Annotated in this window: 20 protein-coding genes and 2 other annotated features; of the genes, 13 read left to right on the top strand and 7 right to left on the bottom strand. The window is 40.5% G+C overall.

Translation table 11 applies throughout. The features are described from left to right. Window positions 1–106 precede the first annotated feature (106 nt). The 3 genes from ACFQ19_RS03940 to fni form a co-directional block, all read right to left on the bottom strand. Window positions 107–823 carry a DsbA family oxidoreductase gene (locus ACFQ19_RS03940; protein WP_379590732.1) on the bottom strand — a complete coding sequence of 239 codons (717 nt, stop codon included), beginning with the start codon at window positions 821–823 and terminating at the stop codon, window positions 107–109. A gap of 72 nt (window positions 824–895) precedes the next feature. Further along, window positions 896–1,351, bottom strand: coding sequence for a DUF2188 domain-containing protein (locus tag ACFQ19_RS03935; protein WP_379590731.1), 456 nt, complete (start codon window positions 1,349–1,351; stop codon window positions 896–898). Window positions 1,352–1,503: 152 nt separating this feature from the next. Beyond that, window positions 1,504–2,553: a type 2 isopentenyl-diphosphate Delta-isomerase gene (fni, locus tag ACFQ19_RS03930; RefSeq protein WP_379590730.1), complete on the bottom strand. Its 1,050-nt coding sequence runs from the start codon at window positions 2,551–2,553 to the stop codon at window positions 1,504–1,506. Between the two features lie 255 nt (window positions 2,554–2,808). Between fni and ACFQ19_RS03925 the strand changes: the two genes are divergently transcribed. Further along, entirely contained in the window at window positions 2,809–3,348 is a 540-nt protein-coding gene (locus ACFQ19_RS03925; protein ID WP_379590729.1) for an HD domain-containing protein, read from the top strand. Window positions 3,349–3,464: 116 nt separating this feature from the next. Here the strand turns inward: ACFQ19_RS03925 and ACFQ19_RS03920 are convergent, their stop codons facing one another. The 3 genes from ACFQ19_RS03920 to ACFQ19_RS03910 all read right to left on the bottom strand — a co-directional run bounded on the left by ACFQ19_RS03920 (window position 3,465) and on the right by ACFQ19_RS03910 (window position 5,862). Further along, window positions 3,465–4,289, bottom strand: a complete 825-nt coding sequence (locus ACFQ19_RS03920; protein ID WP_379590727.1) for an aldo/keto reductase — start codon at window positions 4,287–4,289, stop codon at window positions 3,465–3,467. Between the two features lie 168 nt (window positions 4,290–4,457). Beyond that, on the bottom strand, window positions 4,458–5,027 hold the full coding sequence (locus ACFQ19_RS03915; RefSeq protein ID WP_379590726.1) for a DNA-3-methyladenine glycosylase I: 570 nt from the start codon (window positions 5,025–5,027) through the stop codon (window positions 4,458–4,460). After that, entirely contained in the window at window positions 5,020–5,862 is an 843-nt protein-coding gene (locus ACFQ19_RS03910; protein ID WP_379590725.1) for a sulfurtransferase, read from the bottom strand. Before ACFQ19_RS03910 ends, ACFQ19_RS03915 begins: the two co-directional genes overlap by 8 nt. Window positions 5,863–6,527: 665 nt before the next feature. On the opposite strand from ACFQ19_RS03910, the gene pepT reads away from it, so the two are divergent. The 4 genes from pepT (at window position 6,528) to mnmH (ending at window position 11,345) form a co-directional block, all read left to right on the top strand. After that, window positions 6,528–7,757 carry a peptidase T gene (gene pepT, locus ACFQ19_RS03905; protein ID WP_379590723.1) on the top strand — a complete coding sequence of 410 codons (1,230 nt, stop codon included), beginning with the start codon at window positions 6,528–6,530 and terminating at the stop codon, window positions 7,755–7,757. A 277-nt stretch (window positions 7,758–8,034) separates the two neighbouring features. Continuing rightward, window positions 8,035–9,063: a D-alanyl-D-alanine carboxypeptidase family protein gene (locus ACFQ19_RS03900; RefSeq protein ID WP_379590722.1), complete on the top strand. Its 1,029-nt coding sequence runs from the start codon at window positions 8,035–8,037 to the stop codon at window positions 9,061–9,063. Between the two features lie 152 nt (window positions 9,064–9,215). Beyond that, a complete protein-coding gene (selD, locus tag ACFQ19_RS03895) occupies window positions 9,216–10,268 on the top strand; it encodes a selenide, water dikinase SelD (protein WP_379590720.1) in 1,053 nt (350 codons plus the stop codon). Between the two features lie 24 nt (window positions 10,269–10,292). Then, window positions 10,293–11,345 carry a tRNA 2-selenouridine(34) synthase MnmH gene (mnmH, locus tag ACFQ19_RS03890; protein WP_379590719.1) on the top strand — a complete coding sequence of 351 codons (1,053 nt, stop codon included), beginning with the start codon at window positions 10,293–10,295 and terminating at the stop codon, window positions 11,343–11,345. A 78-nt stretch (window positions 11,346–11,423) separates the two neighbouring features. On the opposite strand, the gene ACFQ19_RS03885 is transcribed toward mnmH, so the two are convergent. Further along, a complete protein-coding gene (locus ACFQ19_RS03885; RefSeq protein ID WP_379590717.1) occupies window positions 11,424–11,927 on the bottom strand; it encodes an LURP-one-related/scramblase family protein in 504 nt (167 codons plus the stop codon). Between the two features lie 259 nt (window positions 11,928–12,186). Between ACFQ19_RS03885 and ACFQ19_RS03880 the strand changes: the two genes are divergently transcribed. From ACFQ19_RS03880 to ACFQ19_RS03845, 8 genes are all read left to right on the top strand, one after another. Further along, entirely contained in the window at window positions 12,187–13,794 is a 1,608-nt protein-coding gene (locus ACFQ19_RS03880) for a spore germination protein (RefSeq protein ID WP_379590716.1), read from the top strand. Further along, window positions 13,791–15,017, top strand: a complete 1,227-nt coding sequence (locus tag ACFQ19_RS03875; protein ID WP_379590715.1) for a Ger(x)C family spore germination protein — start codon at window positions 13,791–13,793, stop codon at window positions 15,015–15,017. Before ACFQ19_RS03880 ends, ACFQ19_RS03875 begins: the two co-directional genes overlap by 4 nt. Window positions 15,018–15,035: 18 nt before the next feature. After that, on the top strand, window positions 15,036–16,124 hold the full coding sequence (locus tag ACFQ19_RS03870; protein ID WP_379590714.1) for a GerAB/ArcD/ProY family transporter: 1,089 nt from the start codon (window positions 15,036–15,038) through the stop codon (window positions 16,122–16,124). Between the two features lie 379 nt (window positions 16,125–16,503). Further along, window positions 16,504–16,741 (top strand) — a binding site (T-box leader). Between the two features lie 41 nt (window positions 16,742–16,782). After that, window positions 16,783–17,044 (top strand) — a binding site (T-box leader). Window positions 17,045–17,110: 66 nt separating this feature from the next. Then, window positions 17,111–18,511 (top strand): anthranilate synthase component I, encoded by a 1,401-nt coding sequence (trpE, locus tag ACFQ19_RS03865; protein ID WP_379590713.1) that lies wholly within the window; start codon window positions 17,111–17,113, stop codon window positions 18,509–18,511. Beyond that, window positions 18,495–19,091: an anthranilate synthase component II gene (locus ACFQ19_RS03860; RefSeq protein WP_379590712.1), complete on the top strand. Its 597-nt coding sequence runs from the start codon at window positions 18,495–18,497 to the stop codon at window positions 19,089–19,091. The genes trpE and ACFQ19_RS03860 overlap by 17 nt, the downstream gene beginning before the upstream one ends. Further along, window positions 19,088–20,113 carry an anthranilate phosphoribosyltransferase gene (trpD, locus tag ACFQ19_RS03855; RefSeq protein ID WP_379590711.1) on the top strand — a complete coding sequence of 342 codons (1,026 nt, stop codon included), beginning with the start codon at window positions 19,088–19,090 and terminating at the stop codon, window positions 20,111–20,113. The genes ACFQ19_RS03860 and trpD overlap by 4 nt, the downstream gene beginning before the upstream one ends. Then, window positions 20,114–20,908 (top strand): indole-3-glycerol phosphate synthase TrpC, encoded by a 795-nt coding sequence (trpC, locus tag ACFQ19_RS03850; RefSeq protein WP_379590709.1) that lies wholly within the window; start codon window positions 20,114–20,116, stop codon window positions 20,906–20,908. Window position 20,909: 1 nt separating this feature from the next. After that, entirely contained in the window at window positions 20,910–21,515 is a 606-nt protein-coding gene (locus tag ACFQ19_RS03845; protein WP_379590708.1) for a phosphoribosylanthranilate isomerase, read from the top strand. Window positions 21,516–21,530 lie beyond the last annotated feature (15 nt).

Genomic DNA, 21,530 nt, shown 5'->3' with positions numbered 1-21,530 from the left:
AGTTTTTTATTTATTTTGTTCATTTTTTCGTCAAAATCTATTGATATAACAGGTATAATAAAGGATTAGCTTCTATTTGCAACAACGGCAGAAAGGATCTTCTGCTTTATTCATTCTCACATCCATCTCCGGTACAATAAGATGTTTTTTTCTCATTTGGCGTCAATGATTGCAAAATAGGCTGTTCCTGCTCTTCCTGCCAAACTTTTTCAAGTACTTGGGTAAATGTTGCTTCCGGCTGCGCACCAGATACGGCATATTTTTCATTAAAAACAAAGAAAGGAACGCCCTCTACACCAAGCTGCTTTGCCAATTCGATATCTTCATTGACTTTGCTGCGAAACTTCCCGCCATCCAAAACATCTTTTGCTTCTTCCTGGTCAAGTCCGATTTCTGCTGCCAATCGAATCAGTGTTTCTTTATCACTCAAAAGTTCAGAGTCGGTAAAGTAAGCATGGAAAAAACGTTCGGCAAGTGCCGCTTCTTTTCCATTTGCAGCAGCTAATTTAGTAATCCGATGGGCATCGAAAGTGTTGCTGTATTTCATCGTATCAAAATGGTAAGTCAAACCAACTTCTTTTGCCTGATCTGCCATTTGTTCATTCATTGTATATACTTGTTCTAAAGGCATCCCTTTCAACTCTGAAAATGTCTCTGCAAAGTTCTTTTCCGGGATATGTCTTGCAGTCGGGTCAAGCTGATAACTTCTAAATTGAACTGCTACGTTATCACGATGAGAAAATTTTTCTAAAGCATGCTCAAAGCGACGTTTTCCAATATAACAAAACGGACATATATAATCAGACCAAATTTCAACTTTCATGTTTGTTCACCTCTATTTCCTCACTTATTTTAGCATAAGGAAACCCGCGAACAAAGAAATCTGCACTGATTTTCACCTATCATATTTTCTTGTCTCTTCTAACGTTCCATCTGTCCGATACAGGCTCAAAGACGTTCCTTTATTTTTGGCGATAGTTATCGCTCGTTTTACGGCTTCGTCTTTTGTATTATATACTTCACTTGCCTGGCTGGAACCGGAAGATGCTACCGCCCATCCGTCATCTTGTTTATACACCTCTTGTTCTTCTTCCAGACGCTCCGGACGATTTGTTTTTTCTTTCCCTTCCTTCGAACGCTGTGTCGGTTTTCCGCCTTTTTCATAGTTCTGAATCTCTTCGCTGTCCGCATTTTCATGCCATTCCTTGGCCTGTTCAATAGCTATCGGAATAGCCCTGTCTTCTGTATACCCGTCATCAAGCATAGAATTGGCTATATCAATAGCTTTTTTGCGTACAGGATGCTCTAAATTTTTCATAGAACTTGGATAATCATGCATCGTCCAAACCACAGGAACTCCTCCTTTTTGTAAGGAGTTTTCCCCTTTCTGCATACGTCAAACATCTTGATCAAAACGATTTTTTGTCCATATTTCTTCTGGAAGGCTTTGCTGTCTCCACTTATAGTATAAAAAGGCGCGGAGAATTCCGCACCTTTTTATCATTACGTATCTAACAGTGACGTTCCGTTGATGGACACGCGCTTTGTATTTTTTAATTCATTCAAATTGACTGCACCAATACCAAACATCGTCATCTTCAGCTCTAATTCTAACTGTTCCATGGTTTGTATCACGGCTTCTTCCGATTCTGTCGCCGCTTGCAGCAGATGTCTCGCATAACCGATTACATCTGCACCTATCGTAATTGCTTTGGCAGCATCTACTCCTGTTTTCATACCGCCGCTGGCAACTAAAGGAGATTCAGGCAGCCGGCTTCGTACTGATACAAGGCAATCTTTTGTTGGATTCCCCCAATTATTAAATGCTTCCGCTGCAGCTTTTTTTAACGGATCCTGCGAACGCAGCTTTTCCACCTGACTCCAGGATGTTCCGCCGGCTCCGGCAACATCGATATAGGAGATTCCAGCATCATAAAGCCTTTTAGCAGCTTCTCCATCAATACCAAAACCGACTTCTTTTACCCCGACCGGAGCATCCACCTGTTTACAAACCTGTTCAATTTTTGGCAGCAGATCTTTAAAATTTAAGTCTCCCCCATCCTGAACAGCTTCTTGCAATGAATTTAAATGAAGAACGATGGAATCAGCCTCTGTTTTATCAATAATACGCTGGCATTCTTCTGCTCCATAGCCATAATTCAGTTGTACTGCACCTATATTCACAATCAAGGGTACGTTTGGAGCCTGTCTGCGAATCAGGAAAGAATCTTTGTGCTGGTCACTTTCTAAAAATGCTCTTGTCGAACCAATTGCAAGTGCCCAGCCTTTTTTCTCTGCTGCTAAAGCTAAATTCTGGTTAATTGTTGTCGCCAATTCAGAACCGCCAGTCATGGAACTGACAAGAAATGGTGCTTGAAGATTTTTACCTAAAAAGGATGTCTCCAAAGAAATGGCATCAAAATCAATCTCCGGCAAAGCGTTATGAAGAAAATGGATTCCTTCAAGCCCCGTGGATTTATTCACACCTTCTACATTTCCTTCCAGACAAAGACGGATATGTTCTGTTTTACGTTGGTTTATTCCTTTTTCCATGAATGTCCCTCGCTTATTTTAATTTATCCTTACATACTTTTGAGTGGAGAGTATTTTCCCTTTCATCTTCACCGGATGCTGGTATACATACTCTCCTTCCTTTTGTTCTCATTACATCTAGTGTACTTGTTTCCAGCAATAAAAGAAAGATAAATGAATATACCATCTTTCTCTCCTTTATTTATAAAAAAATCAGATTATATCTGTTTTTTTCTGTTATAATAGAAGTACTTATCTATTGTTTGGGAGGAAAAAATGAATAAAGAAAATGCAAAGGCTTTGGCTATAAAAGCGCACCAAGGACAAACCCGAAAAAACTCCAGTGAACCTTACATAACTCATCCTATCCGAGTAGCAGAACGTTTGGAGAAAGAAGGCTTCTCAGACGATTTAATCAGTGCTGCTTATTTGCATGACGTTGTAGAAGATACAGACATTAGCATCGAGGATATCCGAAAGCAATTTGGAGAACGAATTGCCAGCCTTGTTGCTTCCCATACAGAGGACAAGTCCCAGTCATGGCTGGACAGAAAACAAGCAACCATCAATCATTTGAAAAATGCTCCAAAAGAAGTCAAATATTTGATTATTGCTGATAAGCTGGATAATCTCATTGAACTGGAGAAAGAATACCAAGAACTTGGCGATACGATTTGGGAAAAATTCAACGCAGGCTTCAACCAGCAAAAATGGTACAATCAAAAAATCGCCGAAAATATGTACACGTATTTATCGCCTGAGGAAATTCCGGCTTACTTTAAGGAATTCGATCGGATTGTGAAGCGTTTTTTTTAGAGCACTTGGCTTGTGCTTAAGCAGTAAGAAAATAAGTCATTGCACTGCCGAATGATGAAGAAAACACCTTCTTTCTAGAAATGTAGAAAGAAGGTGTTTCGTTTTAATCTATTTTCTTATCGAGCATGCATTTCATTTGGATGCGTTCCGCTGCGGAGATTGCGATCCAGCGCATCAATGATTTTGATATCTTCTTCATCCAGTTCAAAATCAAATACCTCCAGGTTTGCTTCAATCCGGGAAGGTGTCACTGATTTTGGAATAACGATTAAGTCTGACTGTAAATGCCAGCGAAGAATCACTTGCGCAATGGTTTTCTCTTTTTTCTCAGCAAGCTGAGTTAATGCTTCGTCTTCTAATACGTCTTTTCCGTTCATAAGCGGGCTGTATGCTTCAACATAAATGCCATTTTCTCTACAAAATGCACGCAATTCTTTTTGCTGCAAGTATGGATGGCATTCCACCTGGTTGACTGCCGGAACAACTTCACATTCATTCAGCAGACGATCCAAGTGTTCTACTTCAAAATTACATACGCCAATTGCTTTTGCCTTACCGTCTTTATAAATTTTTTCCATCGCTTTATACGTATCAATATATTGATCAAAATCCGGTGCTGGCCAGTGGATTAAATAAAGGTCCACATAATCTGTACCAAGTCTTTCCAAGCTTGCATCAAAAGCCTTTAAAGTCTCTTCATAACCTTGGTCTGCATTCCAGACTTTTGTAGTAAGGAAGATGTCTTCACGAGGGACGCCGCTGTTTTCAATAGCTTGTCCAACGCCTTCTTCATTCCCATAAACTTTTGCGGTATCAAGCGAACGATAACCAGCCTTTAATGCGTGTTCTACAGCAGGAATAGCTTCTTGATTTTCTACTTTCCAGACGCCAAAACCAAGTTGCGGCATCTCTAGACCGTTATTAAGTGTCACATACTTCATATTTTTAGATTACCTCCTGCAAATTATTTTACATTGGATTTGTTATTAACGTTGCTAAAGTCAAATCCGTAGTGCATTTAGTTTACAATAACAAGGGTACAAAGCAAAGCAAAGTGCTTACTTTTTTCATGTGTGTACATTAGCAAAAACGTTACAGAATGTCGCTGTTTATTTGCTTGCCCCGCTTAAGAAGCAGTTGGCCGTATGGTCATTCACCATCCCGATTGCCTGCATAAAAGAATAACAAATTACCGGACCGACAAAAGAAAATCCTCTCTTTTTTAAATCCTTGCTGATTTGTTTGGACAAGTTTGTCTCGGCAGGAACATCCTCTTGTTTCTCCCAATGATTCACAATTGGCTTTCTGTCCACGAATCCCCATATATAGTTATCAAACGTTCCAAATTCTGCTTGAATCTGTTGGAAAGCCTTGGCATTTGTTACAACTGATTCAATTTTACGCCTGTTTCGGATGATTCCCCTATCCTGGATTAACTCCTCCACTTTTTCGTCTGAGTAAGAAGCAATTATTTCGACTTTAAAATGATCAAATGCCTGCCGATAATTTTCACGACGTTTTAAAATAGTAATCCAGCTTAATCCCGCCTGAGCTCCTTCTAAAGACAACATTTCAAACAAATAGCGGTCATCACCGAAGACAGGACGTCCCCATTCTTCATCATGATAATTAATATAGATGGGCTCTTCAGTTACCCAGGCGCATCGTTTTTTATTCATCCTCTTCACCGATTGCTACTTCGTTCTTTTCATAAGAAATCCAATCACTGAAACTGCCAGGGTATAACTTCACATTTTTAAAACCGGCATTATCTAATGCGAGAATATTAGGGCATGCGGAAACACCGGAACCACAGGAAACAATAATTTCCGCGTCTTTATCTAACCCAGAAAAATGCTCCTGCAACTGCTCTTCATTTTTCCAGCTCCCATCTTCTCGTAAAACACCTTCCCAGAAATAATTTACTGCACCTGGTATATGACCAGCTCGTGCATACATTGGTTCTTCATCACCTAAATATCTTGCCCGTGCTCTGGCATCTATTATTGTTGTTTCCGGAGATCCAATTTTTTCTTTGACTTCTTCCACATCAACGTAGCGGTCTTCTTTCTTATTTTTTCGGAAGATTGTCGGCTGCAGGTTAGGAACTTCTGTTGTCAGTTCACCGCCTTCTGCTACCCAGCGATCTAATCCGCCATCTAAAATATAAACTTTTTCGTGTCCTAAATAGTCAAGCAGCCACCAAAAACGCGGGGCAAACATATCATTTCCCTGATCATATACCACAACTGTCGTATCGTTGGAGATACCTAATTTTCCAAGTTTATTTGCAAATAAATCCCAATCTGGTAAAGGGTGGTTTCCGCCATGTTTCCCGGCTTTTCCGGATAAATCTCTATTTAAATCCATATAAACAGCACCAGGTATATGACCTTGCAGATAAGCCTTCCGTCCAGCATCAGCATCCATCAATTGAAATCGTACATCTACAATAACAAGGTTATTTTGTGTGAAACGTTTCTTTAATCTTTCCACGCTAATGATGTTTCTCAAAATCTGCCCCTCCCGTTTCTTATTTTTTCTAATCATATCACTCCTTGTTTATTTTAACAGAAAAAAATGTATTTGAAGCAATCTTTAAAAGAATTCTAATACGGATTTATATGATGGATATGGTAAAATATACAAAGCAGCTTTCAATAAAAATTGCAGTTATTTTTACTAACTCAGCTTGCGCACTTTAAAAGTAACTTTCTTTCCATAGGAATAAGGGGTTGACCGTTTCTTCCGAAAGAGGAGAGGGTGAAGTGTAAGATGACCGCTGCGGCGGAGGGCTTGGCCGGAGCGGAAGCTATACACCATATCTTGTTCAAAAAATGATTAAACGAAAAGCAAGCACGATAATAAAGATCATGTTCATCCGGGAAGAGCAAGGTTTATATGCTTATTCTTAGGTACGAAAATTGAGTTATTGTTACTATTCACAGCCAACTTATTTGGCTTCATCAGAGCTCCTCATCAAAATCAACTAAATTTAGAGGATAATGACCGCTACGGAAAAACATTCCGCTTTCCGACGTAGCGGTGGCTACCCTTAAAACTTAATTTGTCTACCATAAATTTTGGTGAAGAGCTCTGAAAATATATTATTTTTATTTGGTGGCTGTGAATAATAACGAGTTATTAGTTAAAACATATCTAGAAGGAGGCTTTTTCTGATGAGGGAACAATTAATACAACGTTTAGAAACATATGCAAAAATAGATACGCAATCGGATATGGATTCGTCTTCTACCCCTTCCACTCCAGGGCAATGGGATTTGATTAAACGCTTGGAAAATGAACTGAAAGAAGTTGGTCTGGAAGATGTTTCGTATGATGACAACGGGTATCTGATGGCTACTTTGCCATCTAATACAGATAAGGATATCTCAACAATTGGTTTTCTGGCGCATGTAGACACAGCAACCGATTTTACCGGAAAAGGGGTATCGCCAAAGGTTATTGATTATGAAGGCGGCGATATTGTATTGAATGAAACCTTACAGGTTATTCTGTCTCCAAACGATTTTCCCGAGCTTTCAAAATATAAGGGACATCAATTAATGGTGACGGATGGAACAACATTACTCGGAGCCGATGATAAGGCTGGAATTGCGGAGATTGTGACAGCAATGGAATACTTGCTGCATCATCCGGAAATCAAACATGGAAAGATTCAGGTTGCTTTTACACCTGATGAAGAAATCGGACGTGGTCCACATAAATTTGATGTAGAGCGATTTAACTGCGACTATGCTTATACCGTAGACGGAGGTCCTTTGGGCGAACTGCAATTTGAAAGTTTTAATGCCGCAGCTGCCAGAGTAACGTTTTATGGAAACAGTGTTCATCCGGGAACTGCGAAAAATAAAATGGTCAACGCCGGAAAGATGGCAGCACAATTTATTAGCAAATTCCCTGAGGAAGAATCTCCAGAACATACAGAAGGATATGAAGGGTTCTATCATCTTATCTCTGTTGAAGGCGATGTCGAAAAAACAGTTGTTTACTATATTATCCGGGACCATGACCAGGACAAATTTGCAGCTCGTAAAGATACGGCGACTCAGCATGTGGAGGAAATGAAAAACAAATATGGGGATAAAGCAGTTCAATTAGAAATGAACGATCAATATTATAATATGCGTGAAAAAATTGAGCCGGTAAAACATATTGTGGATATTGCAGAACATGCTATCAAAAATCTGAATATCAAACCAATCATTCACCCTGTCCGCGGCGGTACAGACGGTTCGCAAATTTCGTTTATGGGATTACCAACGCCAAATCTATTTACCGGAGGAGAAAACTTCCATGGTAAATATGAGTATATTTCGATTGATAATATGGAAAAAGCAACGAAAGTGATTGTAGAAATCACGAGGTTGTTTGCCGCAGAAAAGTAAGATACGTAATGATAAGTGCGATAACACGCAGGAAGCCTATTCTCAGTCTTTCTGCGTGTTATTTAATTCATGCTTCACTTTGCTTTCATTTTCACTTCTATGCATCATATAATAGATACATAACAGAAAACATTTGCAGCAGCGTGTGACCACAATGACCCCTGCCGATGTTTATTTATATTATTATGCTCACAGCATGATAGAATTAAAATCTAGTCATTGACTGGTCGAAATGATACATTTTCCAACACTTTTTCATATAAGGAGCAATTATAATATGCGAGGATTTCATTGGATGATGCTTTTTACAGCTTTCTTCCTGCTTATTGGCTGTACATCGCAGCAGGAGGAAGATGCCCCAGCATCAGGACAAACCACATCAGAAGAAGAAAGTACGAATGATAATGAAGAAGCATCAGAACTTGAGCCGCCTGAGGCTGTGTTACAAAAATTTGATACAGGCGAAGAGGTTTCCCAATTAAAACATGTACTCCATACAATTGGCTATGATCTAGAAGACAGCGAAAATTTTGATGAAGCATTAACTTGGGCTTTGACGGATTTCCAATTACAATCAGATGATCTATTAGCTTCAGGAATTTATGACGAAGCTACCAGCGAAGAAGTTCAAGCTTATTTTGAAAATGAAGACACTTTGGAGCCCGGAGAAGGTTTAGCAATGCCGCCGGAAGAAGCAGAAAAAACGGAAGCTGGAACTGACATTGTTGGCAATCCATATGACGAATTGGCGCTGGTGAATAAAGATTTTGCTCTTCCAGGTGACTATACTCCGGAAGATTTGATGGTTCCAGACGTACCTTTCCCTTTCACAGAGGATTTACCTAAAAAATACATGCGTGAAAATGCAGCGCATGCATTAGAAGATTTATTTGCGGCCGCAGAAGAAGAGGGGCTGGAGATGTTTGCCCAATCCGGTTATCGTTCCTTTGATCGGCAAGAAGATGTTTTTGCAGCAAATGCAGCAGAGAATGGAGAAGAACATGCCAATACCTACAGTGCCCGTCCCGGAGAAAGTGAACACCAGACCGGGCTTGCTATGGATGTGACCAGTGCTGAAGTAAATTTGGAACTGGTTGAAGCATTTGGTGATACAGAAGAAGGACAATGGATTGCTGAAAATGCTCCGGAATACGGTTTTATTATCCGCTTCCCAGAAGGAGATGAAGATATTACCGGATACCAATATGAACCTTGGCACCTTCGTTATGTCGGGGAAGAAACTGCTAAGTATATTACGGAACAAGATATTACTTTAGAAGAATATTATGAAGAACAAATGAATTAAAACGATGAAAAACCCCGCTGGATAGCAGTTTTCCGGCGGGGTTCTATGTCGAATCAGAATACAAATAACTGCTGTCTAAACGCTTCAAGACATCCTTTCCCCTGCAATATGCTAAAATGGATAGGAAAATCACATGTAGAAGGGTTGATTATATGAATAATAATGGGTCTATTAAACTAACCGCTTTATCTTCCAAAGGTGGATGTGGCTGCAAAATCGGACCAGCAGATTTACGACAGGTTTTACAGTCCTTCTCTCCAGCGACAGATAATCCTAATCTATTAGTGGGGTTAGATACCAATGATGACGCAGGTGTTTATAAATTAAATGACAACACAGCCATTGTTCAGACACTCGACTTCTTCACTCCTATTGTAGATGACCCTTATTCCTTTGGACAAATCGCTGCTGCAAATGCTCTCAGCGATGTCTATGCAATGGGGGGAAAGCCGATTACAGCATTAAATATTGTTGCTTTTCCAATTGCTGATTTGGATAAACAGATTCTTTCCTATATTTTGGAGGGTGCAGACAGTAAACTGAAAGAAGCTAACGCAGCTTTAGTCGGTGGACATTCCATCGATGATAAAGAACCAAAATTCGGTTTGGCCGTTACCGGAACCATCCATCCTGATAAAATCCGTACAAACAGCGGTGCAAAAGCCGGTGATGTACTTATTTTAACTAAACCGATTGGTGTAGGAATTTTAACCACTTCAATTAAAAGAGGATTGTTGCAGAAAGCAGAAATAGAACGTGTAACAAACGTCATGGCAGCACTAAATAAAACCGCTGCAGAAACGATGGACAATTATGACATCCATGCATGCACTGACGTTACCGGATTTGGCTTACTTGGACATGCTTCAGAAATCGCTAAAGGAAGCAATGTTGACATCCGGATTTCCAATCAGCAAGTACCTGTGTTGCCCAGAGTAAAAGAGCTGGCTGAAAATGGCGCTGTGCCAGGTGGTACGAAGAATAACTTTAACTATTTAAAAAAAGATGTTACTTTTACGGAATCACTGGATCAGATTGATCAGTGGATTCTGAGCGATGCCGTAACCTCTGGAGGTTTATTAGCATCTGTGAAAGAAGCAGACGCAGAAAAATTGCTTTCGGACCTCCGAAATAAAAATATCGAAGCAGCCGTCATTGGTCGCGTTACAAATGAGAATAAGGGACATATCACTGTTGAAGAATAATTCGTTTATGTAGGAAGTGAAAGTATGTTTCAGAATATAGAGTTACTTGATTTATTAAAGAAACAAAAAGAAGATTCTATTTCGTTAGTGGATGTACGTTCTCCACAGGAATTTGCTGAATTTCGTATTCCCGGAAGTATCAATATTCCTGTATTTGATGATGAAGAACGTGCAGAAGTAGGCACGATTTATAAACAAATCGGACCAGAAGCAGCAAAGGAAAAAGGACTGGAAATTTTCTCTATTAAGCTGCCCGATTTTATTGCCGAGTTTCAATCACTGGAAAAAGAAAAGATTGTTTATTGCTGGCGCGGTGGTATGCGCAGTAAAACCGCTGCAACCGTTGTCGATTTAATGGGACAGCAGGTTTCCAAATTAGATGGAGGTATTCGTTCTTACAGACAATGGGTCGTAAATAAATTAGAGCAACAACCGGCCACTCCCAGAATGTATGTGCTAAACGGCTATACAGGCTCTGGTAAAACGAATTTATTACACCGGTTAAAACAGCTGGGCTACCCTGTACTTGATTTGGAAGGAATGGCAAATCACCGCGGATCGATATTTGGTCAAATCGGTCTGGAACCAAATAATCAAAAAACATTTGAATCATTATTGGTTCAGGAGATGGGACGCTATGAGCAGTCACCTTTTCTTCTGTTGGAAGGAGAAAGTAAACGGATTGGCAAGGCAACGCTGCCTCTTTTTTTACATGAAGCAAAAGAAGCAAGCACGCAGCTATTTATCCATTTGCCTTTGGAGAAACGAATCGAAAATATATTGCGTGAATATAATCCAGAAGAACACCAAACACAAGTAATCGAAGCTTTCGGGCGAATTCGCAAGCATATTCATACCCCTGTAGCAAAACAAATCGCTGATGACTTGGAGCAGAAAAATTTTCAGTCTGCCATAGCACTGTTACTGGAATATTATTACGATCCAAGATATGAGCATACGCTCCATCACTATCCAGAAGACAAACAAAGGCATATTTATGCTGATAATCTGGACGAAGCTTTAAACGCAATCATCAGCTTAATTAGACAGGAAGAAAATGTGAATATCAAACTATAGGCAGAAATTTTACAAGCTCGACTTTGATTTATCAATCGAAGTCGAGCTTATTTCATGTATTCTACAGAACGTGTAACATTAATTTGTGAACGAAGCTGTTGAAGCAGCTCCATCTTCGTCAGCTTTCACACAATCGATAGCAACAACAAGGGCAATCATACTGGTTTCCATCTCTTCATTTACTACTTGCACTTTGTAACTATCTCCCCAAGTAAACCATTCTTTAGTTACTTCTCCTACAATATCGCCATGCCGGTACACCTGAAAGTTCATATCCCACCAATTCCCATGTACTTCAATACCAGCCGCATCAATGGTATAACGTGCCTTTAAAAAAGAAATCCCTTTCTTAATTGTCAATATTTCTTGACCATTCACCTCCACAAAAAATTTCGGTAAAAAGCTGAATGTTTTTTTCGTTATAAGTGCAACTTCTCCTCCTTCTCTATTCTTTATAAAGAAAGTTTTGGGAATCCGCATAAAACTGCCTTCTACAAAATAAACATCCTTTTCCTGTTGATCTTTTACGGTGAACTTTTCATTTAAGCTAAAAACCTTTTGCTTAATATAGAGTTGTTTCATGATTTGCCTCCCTGTTATGCACCTGCAAACAGGTACATTTTTATCTCAATATAAATTGAACAAGCAGTTATTATATATTACTAATATTTCCTCTATAAGGTTTCACTTTTTATATACGTTATTTCTTCCCTCTCTATATTTTCTAAAACAGTCATATTTACACCTCCCTCTACAATTGAATACCAATCTGTAATTGATGTATAAAAATAGCTATCTTGAACAAATTAGGATTAATCAAAACAATGAGGAGTTCCATGCTATGTCCTATCGTAAATTACGAAAAAAGATGCATCACAAAGAACAACATCCAGATTCCGAAAACGATATGCAAAAAAGCATTGGTACTTCTCTTACTGAAAATCTGAACATTATCAAGCAAAAAACAGGAAACAGTCCTGATATTATTATTCGGCATCTTCCTTTTGGCAACGCCTCTGAAGTGTCTACCGCTATCGTTTACGTAGATGGACTGGTGGATAACCCAACCATTAATGAATTTCTGGTCCAAACCTTAGAAAACAGTGTGCAAGAAAAACCACAGGAAAAGGATTTGTTCACGTTTTTTTCTGAAAAAGTGGTTGCAGTCAGCAATCTGGAAACAACCCAAGATTGGGATTTCTTATTTCAATCGTTGCTTTCCGGTGACACGGTTATTTTTTTAGAAGGAAAAAATGAGGTTCTGATCGCCAGCACCAGAGGCGGGGAACGTCGCCAGGTAGAACAAACCGATTCAGAAATATCTTTACGCGGATCAAAAGAAGGCTTTACGGAAACAATCACCACCAATATCACACTTGTGCGCCGCATCATTAAAAATCCGAATGTATGGGTAGAACCTATGAATTTAGGTACACAGACAAATACGGATATTTCCATAATGTATATCAACGGTATCGTCAATACCGACACAGTGGAAGAAGTCCGGCAGCGCTTGAGACATGTAGACCTCGATAGCATTCTGGACTCTGGTTATATTGAACAAGTGATTGAAGATGAAAGTTCCGGTCTGTTTCCTACTGTGATTCATACAGAAAGGCCGGACGCTGTTGCCGCTAATCTTCTGGAAGGAAGAATTGCGATTTTTGTTAATGGAACACCTCATATACTAATTGTCCCTGCTGTGATGATTCAGTTTTTCCAGACACCAGAAGATTACTATGTACGGTTTCCAATAAGTACATTGATTCGGGTGTTGCGCGTTTTCATGTATTTGATTTCGCTTATTGGTCCTGCTTTTTATGTGGCCGTGACGACTTTTCATCAGGAAATGATTCCAACAGATCTGCTGGTTATTATTGCCTCACAGACAGAAGCAGTGCCTTTCCCAGCAATTGTTGAAGCGCTGATTATGGAAGTCACCTTTGAAATTTTACGGGAGGCTGGTCTGCGGATGCCCAGCAAAATCAGTTCGACCATATCTATCGTCGGAGCGCTTGTTATCGGACAGGGCGCCATTCAAGCTGGAATTGTCTCTCCAGCAATGGTCATTGTCGTTGCGATTACAGCAATTGCGAGTTTAGCAACTCCTACGTATGATATTGCCATTTCTGCCCGGCTGATTCGCTTTGCTTTTATGCTGGGTGCAGCTATCGCCGGCTTTTATGGTATTATCCTTGGATTAATTTTGCTGGTTGTTCATCTTGTCAGTCTGCGTTCTTTTGGTGTTCCTTATGTATCACCGCTCGCACCGTTCAAACCGAACAGCATAAAGGATACGATTTATCGCGGGCCGCTGTGGACGTTTAATAAAAGACCACCTTCCCTCCATCCTGAAAATACAGTCCGTCAAGGCAAAGACCAGCGACCTTTGCCTCCAATAAAACGGGGGATGGTCAGGGCAGAGATGAAAGAAGGGGATAAAAAATGAGATTTAAATGGATCATTTCCTTTTTTATGACTGCCTGTCTGACTTTGCTCTCAGGATGCTGGAGCAGTATAGAGTTAAAAGAATTGGCGATTGTTTCGGCTTATGCTATCGATAAAAAAGAAGACGGCACATACGTCGGTACCTTTCAGCTCATTAATCCCATGAACGTTCCCAGTGCGTTACAAGGAGGTGCTTCCGGTCAAAATCCGAGTATAACAACTTATACGACGACGGGAGGCAATCCCTTGGAGATAGCTGACCGTGCGTCTAAGAAAGTTTCCAGAGACCTTTATTTTGCACACACCAGTCTATTAGTTGTCAGTGAGGAACTTGCCAGAGAAGAAGGACTTTCCTCTCTTTTAGATGCCATGGAGCGCGGTCTGGAATTTCGAACCACAACAAAAGTGGCCATTTCCCGAGGCAGCCCGGCGAGCGACTTCATTAAAATATTAACAGCTATTGATCAAGTCCCCGCTGAAAAAGCGATTAAAACCTTAGAATTTACAGAAAAACTGTACGGAGAAAATATAGCCACCAATCTGCAAAAATTTATTAAGGCTACGGTTTCGACTGGAAAAGAACCTCTGGTCAGCGGTTTCACCGTACGCGGGGATGCGGAAAAGGGAAAAACAATGGAGCAGCTTCAATCAACGGATGGTTTTGCAACGATTGAAGTAGATGGTATGGGTACCTTTAAAAATGGAAAGTTAGTGAACTGGATTGACGGAGAAAAGGCTGAAGGAACGCTTTGGATCTTAGACCAGATTCGGCAAGCCCCTGTCAATATCGATTGGGAAGATCAAAAAGACGCCATTTCCTATAAAGTAATGCGACAAAAAACGAACACATCGGCACAAATAACAGACGGCAAACCGGAAATCTCTATTCATATTCGTGCGGAAGGAGATCTTCGTGCAATCGAAGTGCCGGTTGATGTGACGGATCCGCATGTATTGTTTGAAATCGAAAAAGTATTGGAACAAAAAATTGAAGAAGAGGTTAAAGCAGCCATTCAAGAAGCACAGAAATCCCAAACCGATATCTTTGGTTTTGGGGAAAAGCTGCAGCAATCTGATCCCGATGAATGGAAAAAGCTTGAACCGGAGTGGCAGGAAGAATTTTTTCCTGCATTAGAAGCAAATATAACAGTGGAAGCTTTTATTCGTCGTACAGGAATGCGAAATAGCCCCTATCTTTTTGATATAGAGACAAAAGGCGAATAAGAAGGAGTGGATTCATTGATGGAAAAAGCAAAAATCAGTGCAAGCCAATTGTTTATCCTGATGATTTTATTCCAGCTTAGCAATTCTTTGCTGATTCCGCTCGCATCGCATGCAGGCCGCGACAGTTGGATAGCCATTCTTGTAGCGGCAGCCGTAAGCATCTCCTTATTTTTTATTTATCGAGCCCTTTATCTCTATTATCCTGATCGCTTGCTGACGGACTATACAGAGAAGGTTATTGGCAAGATTTTAGGACGAACACTGGCCTTCCTTTATATTCTCTTTTTTCTATATTCTGCCGCCAGAGTATTGCGGGAGTTCGGTGTTATGCTGCTGTCCTTTGCTTTTGCAGAAACTCCTTTATTCGTTGCTAGCACCTTGATGATCCTTGTCGTTATTTACACTGTTTATAAAGGTATTGAGGTCATTGCCAGAACAGGAGAACTGTTTTTTGTCATTATGTGCCTGCTTGCCGTCTTTCTGTTCCTATTGATTGCCATCTCCGGATTAATTGATACTTCGAATGTAAAACCTGTCTTGGAAAATCCGCCACAGGTTTTAAAAACAGTGTTTACCGAGACACTCTATGTCCCTTTCGGTGAAATCATTGTATTCACGATGATTTTTCCCTACTTAAATAATAGAAAGAAATTGAAAAAAACAGGAGTGTCGGCAATAAGTATCACCGGTATGGTACTTGCTCTAACCACGATTTTGAATATTAGTGTGCTTGGTGTACCGCTCATCGAACGTTCCCTTTTTCCTTTATTAACAACGATTCAGTCCATTCAAGTTGGCGGTTTTTTGGAACGACTGGATGTTATTTTCATACTTGTTCTTGTGATTGGAGGTTTCTTTAAAGTATCAGTGTATACCTACTGTGCCATCATCGGAACGGCAAGTTTATTTAACATTAAGGAACCATCCAAATTGGCCTATCCATTGGGGTTGACGGTTTTATTTGTATCCATGATTATAGCAAGCAATTACTCTGAACATCTTGAAGAAGGATTAAAGATATTCCCGCTGTATGTACAACTTCCTTTTCAAATTATTTTTCCTGTTCTTCTGCTGATCATCGCCTTTTTCAGAAACAGAAAAACATAAGCTGTAAAGAGCATAGTATAAAGAAAATAATCCTAAAATAACCTGATTGGAGCGTAAAAAATGAAAATCCTCGGTATTTCGCTGTGTATGTTCATCCTGCTAGCAGGCGTATCCACAGGCATTGACCTCATAAAAGGATATGAAGTACCTGCAGTGAGGTCACTTAACCCCATCTATGTTATGGAAATTCCTGAATTAGCAATCATGTATTTGCTTCTTCTCCTCCTATTTGTCGACCCCGTCTCTTCCTTTTTGGAAAAAAGACGCAATCGAAAAAAATGACGTACAGCAAATAAAAAATCAAATTATTTTATTTTTTCTATAAACCTGTTGACAACTGCCTGTCATTTCGTTTAATATAGTTTTCAATTAATTAAATGATGTGGCGTTGATGAAGAGGAGTAATTACAAGCGAACTCTACAGAGAGCTGATGGTTGCTGTAAATCAGTGGGTATCCTTGTGGTGAATGGACTTCGGAGCTCCAAACCGAAACAAATACGGAGTAGGCTTTGGCGGAATGGTTTCCCGTTACGGAAACTTAGAAGATAATCATCTTCTTTTAGAGTGAGCTGCACGTCAGCTAATAAAGGTGGTACCACGGTCCCTCGTCCTTTTATATATGGATGAGGGACCTTTTTGATTTTTATAAATAATGACTGATAAACGATGATGAAGAGGAGTACATAATCTTTCATGCATCACAGAGAGCTGATAATTGGGTGGAATATCAGTATGCAGGGATTATGGAATGGACTTCTGAGTGTTTTTCCGAAAACAGGCGCGTCTGCCAGTGATGAGTAGGAAAAAACGTATTTCCGACGTTACACGGATAGGGTATCGGCTTTGACCTGTACCTGATAAAGATAGAAAGGTTATTCTTTCTAAACAGAGGTGGCACCGCGGCCCTATCGTCCTCTATAAGCACATAGATGTGTTTATAGAGGGCTTTTTTTATAACTTGTTCAAATACAAAGGAGAGAGAATCATGACGGCACATGTAACGCAAGAAACTTACCCTATTAACGGATTAATTCCTATTCAAGTTTATCAAAATCTTCCACAGGCAAAAAAATATCTGTTGGAAAGCAGTTTTCCCCATGAAGAAAAAGGGCGTTATTCTTTTATTGGAATGCACCCTTACCAGGAAATTATCGGCCGTGGAAATGAAACAATGCTTATCAGTACTACGCATGTAGATCCGCTTGTCGTACATCAGCATGCTTTACATTTCTTGCAGGAAACAATGCCCAAGCTTGCGTTATCTCTATCCCTCCCTTTTTACGGCGGAGCAGTTGGTTATATCGGTTATGATACTATCCAGGCTTTTGAAGATACCGGGCCGGCGCCATTGGATGATCGGAACATGCCGGATATTCATTTGATGCTTTTTGAAGATACAATTGTTTTTGATCATGAAGAAAACGAATTACATCTGGTTGCTATTGACCGAGAAGGCGGGTCAGAAGAAGACCGGGCGCAGCGGATTCAAAAATTGAAACAATATATCGAGCAAGCAAGACACACAGAACTTCCTATCCCGCAAACTTATGCGTTTTTGCCGGAAATGGAACAAGAAAATTTTGAAAGGAATGTAGAGATAGCGAAAGAACATTTGCAAAAGGGGGATATTTTTCAAGTGGTTTTATCGCAGCGATTCTCAAGAGGGGTTGAAAATGAACAGCAATTTGGTCTTTCTTTTTATGAACAATTAAGGAGAAACAACGCTTCCCCTTACATGTTCTACATTGATTTTCAAGATTACACCGTACTGGGAGCCTCTCCAGAAAGCTTGATAGAAACAAACGGAAAACGCGTCGTTACCAACCCAATAGCAGGAACTAGAAAACGTGGAGAAACAGAACAGCAAGATCAGGCGCTGGCAGAAGAGCTGCTCGCAGATGAAAAAGAACTGGCAGAACACCGGATGCTTGTTGATTTAAGCAGAAACGATTTAGGCCGTGTCTGTGAGGTAGGCAGTATTGAAATACCGGTTTATATGACAATTGAGCGTTACCAGCATGTGATGCATATCGTTTCTGAAGTAACCGGGACATTACAAGAAGATTATTCGGGAATTGATGCGCTTATCTCCTGCTTACCAGCTGGGACGGTATCAGGAGCACCGAAAATCCGGGCAATGCAAATCATTAATGAACTGGAAATGGTCAAACGCGGGCCTTATGCTGGCGGAATTGGTTTTATCAACTTTGAACACGATATCCATATCGCACTTGCTATCCGTTCCATTATTATCCAGAATAGCAAAGCTTATTTTCAAGCCGGAGCCGGTATTGTACACGATTCCGTTCCATCTGAAGAATATACGGAAACAATAAATAAAGGAAGATCTTTTATGGAGGTGCCTGAACTTGATTCTATTAATTGATAATTATGATTCTTTCACATATAACCTATATCAATATATTTCTGAATGCGGCGTACACGTTGAAGTCATCCGCAATGACAACGTGACACCAGAAACAATCGAAACCTTAAAACCGGAAGCGGTGATTATTTCACCTGGACCAGGTTTTCCAAAGAATGCCGGGAATTGCATCGATATTGTGCAAACGTACTATAAACAACTCCCTATACTGGGAATTTGTTTAGGGCACCAAGTGATTGTGGAAGCGCTGGGTGGAAGAGTGATCCAAGCATCTGCTGTTAAGCACGGAAAAACATCGCTGATTCAGCATGATGACAGCGGCTTATTTCAAGGACTGAACAACCCGGTTGAAGTCATGCGCTATCACTCTCTAGCTGCAGAACACATTTCAGTGCCAACGGAGTTACGTATTACAGCAACTGCTGTCGATGATGACGAAATAATGGGGATAACCCATCAAACCTATCCTGTCTACGGACTGCAATTTCACCCTGAGTCCATTGGAACACTGGATGGAAAACGAATCATCTCTCATTTTGTTGATACACTTGCAATACAGAAGGAGGAAGTAACATCATGAAACCAAATTTTAATCAATTACTGGAAGGTAATGATTTATCCTTTGAAGAAACAAAAGCATTATTTAACGCCTGCTTCCAAGAAGATGTTTCCGATGCCGAACTATCTGCTATTTTAGTCGCTTTAAAAATGAAACAGCCGACTGCACAGGAACTGGCCGGCTTAGCAGATGTTATTCATACCAACTCCCCTTTCCAGTTTGAACTGGATATTCCGGCAATGGATAATTGCGGAACGGGTGGAGATCGATCGAACAGTTTTAATATCAGCACTTGTGCGGCATTTGTTTTAGCTGGAGCCGGTGTGACAGTCGCTAAGCACGGAAATCGCCGTGTTTCCAGCCAGACCGGAAGTGCAGATGTGTTAGAAGAGCTAGGTATTCCGCTGGATTTAACCAAGCCGCAAATAAAATATATTCTGCAGGAAAACAATATTGCTTTTCTTTTTGCCCAGCATGTTCATCCAACGCTGAAGCAGATTGCCGGTGTACGTCAAAAACTTCGGACACCGACCATTTTCAATTTAGTCGGGCCTTTAACCAATCCGGTTGCATTGCAATCGCAACTGATTGGTGTGTATTCGGAAGAAGCACTGCCCATTGTGGCAAAATCACTGCAGACACTCGGCCGAAAGCGTGCCCTGGTTATTCACGGCGCAGGTGGCATGGATGAAGCCTCCATGCAGGGCGAAAATAAATATATTTTACTGGCGAATAACGAATTAAAAGAAGGAACGATTCATCCGGAAGATGTCGGATTATCCACATATACCAATCAAGAAATTGAAGGCGGCGACGCCAAACAGAATGCAGCTATTTTACATTCTGTATTAAACGGCGAACCTGGAGCTTATCTGGATACGGTGCTTTTTAATGCAGCCATTGCTTTATTTGCTACCGGACATGTTGATACGATTGAAAATGGTGTAGATGTTGCCAGAAATAGCGTGTTCTCTGGAAAAGCGAAAGCAAAATTGGATACTTTGGTGCAATACAGCAAAGAAGCCAAACAGGAGGTAGTATAAATGACCTTTTTAGAGAAAATTATCGATAAGAAAAAGCAGGAAGTGGCCGAACGTAAATTACAATCAGACGGCAAATATACCCGGAATCATCCGATTTATTCCTTCCATGACAGCGTGCAGGCTAACGACCAAATGTCCATCATTGCGGAAATCAAACGGTCTTCCCCTTCTAAAGGAGAAATTCAAATGGACGTGGATATTCTAAAACAGGCGCAACAATATGAACAGGCCGGTGCATCTGCGATTTCTGTTTTAACAGATGAGAGCTTTTTCCACGGATCCATGGATGATTTGAAAGCAGTCAGTGAAGCTGTTTCCATTCCGGTTCTCTGTAAGGATTTTATGATTGATGAGATTCAAATTGATGATGCCAAAAATGCAGGAGCCTCCATTATATTATTAATTCTTGCTGCATTGCCGCTCGAACGGTTTCAGCGTCTGTACCATTATGCAACAGAGCAAGGGTTGGAAGTGCTCTGTGAAGTGCATAATGCAGAGGAATTAAAGGATGCGTTGACCGTCAGCCCGAAAATTGTCGGGATTAATAATCGTAATTTAAAAACCTTTGAAGTTGATTTACAAACAACACCGGAATTGATTCAACAAATCAATGAAAATAGCATGACGATTATCAGCGAGAGTGGAATGCGTACAAAAGCAGACGCTGAATTAGCCCAAGATGCCGGTGCAAATACAATTCTGGTCGGCGAAACCTTGATGCGTTCCGATAATGTAGAAAAAGATATGCAAGCATTGCAAGTGCCGCTTTCCTCCCCATCTAAAGGAGTTTCCTGAAATGCTTGTCAAAATCTGCGGCATCACTACCCCTGAAATAGCAGAGGTTGCCGTTCGTGCAGGAGCTGATTTTTTAGGCTTTATTTTTGCTAAAAGTAAACGGGAAATTTCCACAGAACAGGCTCGGGAAATCATCGCTGCCCTGCCTGAATATGTGAAAAGTGTCGGAGTCTTCGTCAATAAAAGTACTCAGGAAATAGAACATACTGTGCGGGAAACCGGACTTGATTTTGTACAATTGCACGGAGAAGAAACTGCTGAAACAGTCGAACATTTTTCTGTCCCTGTTATCAAATCACTGCCCGGCACAGTAGATGGTTTACACATTGCCGCACAATATGATGCGGCATCTTACCTGCTGATGGACAGTCCTCCCCTGCCCCATGCACACGGCGGAAATGGAGTTGCCTTTAATTGGTCCATTTTAAAAGGAAACCATTTCTCAGAACGATTAATTTTGGCAGGAGGACTGACAGCAGAAAATGTTTCTGAGGCCATTCAGGAAGTGAACCCGATGGGCGTAGATGTCTCCAGCGGGGTGGAAACAGACGGAAAGAAAGACCCGGATAAAATAAAAGCTTTTATTCAGGCCGCTAAACAACAATAGAAAGGAATTGATAAG

This window comes from Oceanobacillus locisalsi (assembly GCF_042675985.1).
In the GTDB taxonomy this organism is placed as follows: Bacteria; Bacillota; Bacilli; order Bacillales; family Amphibacillaceae; genus Oceanobacillus; species Oceanobacillus locisalsi.
This window is presented reverse-complemented; position numbering and strand designations above follow the sequence as displayed.

Bases quoted from the DNA above. Each gene is read 5' to 3' on its own strand.
- ACFQ19_RS03940 (WP_379590732.1), bottom strand. From the start codon at position 823: ATGAAAGTTGAAATTTGGTCTGATTATATATGTCCGTTTTGTTATATT.
- ACFQ19_RS03880 (WP_379590716.1), top strand. From the start codon at position 12,187: ATGTCCTATCGTAAATTACGAAAAAAGATGCATCACAAAGAACAACAT.
- mnmH (WP_379590719.1), top strand. From the start codon at position 10,293: ATGTTTCAGAATATAGAGTTACTTGATTTATTAAAGAAACAAAAAGAA.
- fni (WP_379590730.1), bottom strand. From the start codon at position 2,553: ATGGAAAAAGGAATAAACCAACGTAAAACAGAACATATCCGTCTTTGT.
- selD (WP_379590720.1), top strand. From the start codon at position 9,216: ATGAATAATAATGGGTCTATTAAACTAACCGCTTTATCTTCCAAAGGT.
- trpC (WP_379590709.1), top strand. From the start codon at position 20,114: ATGACCTTTTTAGAGAAAATTATCGATAAGAAAAAGCAGGAAGTGGCC.
- ACFQ19_RS03875 (WP_379590715.1), top strand. From the start codon at position 13,791: ATGAGATTTAAATGGATCATTTCCTTTTTTATGACTGCCTGTCTGACT.
- ACFQ19_RS03920 (WP_379590727.1), bottom strand. From the start codon at position 4,289: ATGAAGTATGTGACACTTAATAACGGTCTAGAGATGCCGCAACTTGGT.
- ACFQ19_RS03900 (WP_379590722.1), top strand. From the start codon at position 8,035: ATGCGAGGATTTCATTGGATGATGCTTTTTACAGCTTTCTTCCTGCTT.
- trpE (WP_379590713.1), top strand. From the start codon at position 17,111: ATGACGGCACATGTAACGCAAGAAACTTACCCTATTAACGGATTAATT.
- ACFQ19_RS03915 (WP_379590726.1), bottom strand. From the start codon at position 5,027: ATGAATAAAAAACGATGCGCCTGGGTAACTGAAGAGCCCATCTATATT.
- ACFQ19_RS03885 (WP_379590717.1), bottom strand. From the start codon at position 11,927: ATGAAACAACTCTATATTAAGCAAAAGGTTTTTAGCTTAAATGAAAAG.
- trpD (WP_379590711.1), top strand. From the start codon at position 19,088: ATGAAACCAAATTTTAATCAATTACTGGAAGGTAATGATTTATCCTTT.
- pepT (WP_379590723.1), top strand. From the start codon at position 6,528: ATGAGGGAACAATTAATACAACGTTTAGAAACATATGCAAAAATAGAT.
- ACFQ19_RS03925 (WP_379590729.1), top strand. From the start codon at position 2,809: ATGAATAAAGAAAATGCAAAGGCTTTGGCTATAAAAGCGCACCAAGGA.
- ACFQ19_RS03870 (WP_379590714.1), top strand. From the start codon at position 15,036: ATGGAAAAAGCAAAAATCAGTGCAAGCCAATTGTTTATCCTGATGATT.
- ACFQ19_RS03845 (WP_379590708.1), top strand. From the start codon at position 20,910: ATGCTTGTCAAAATCTGCGGCATCACTACCCCTGAAATAGCAGAGGTT.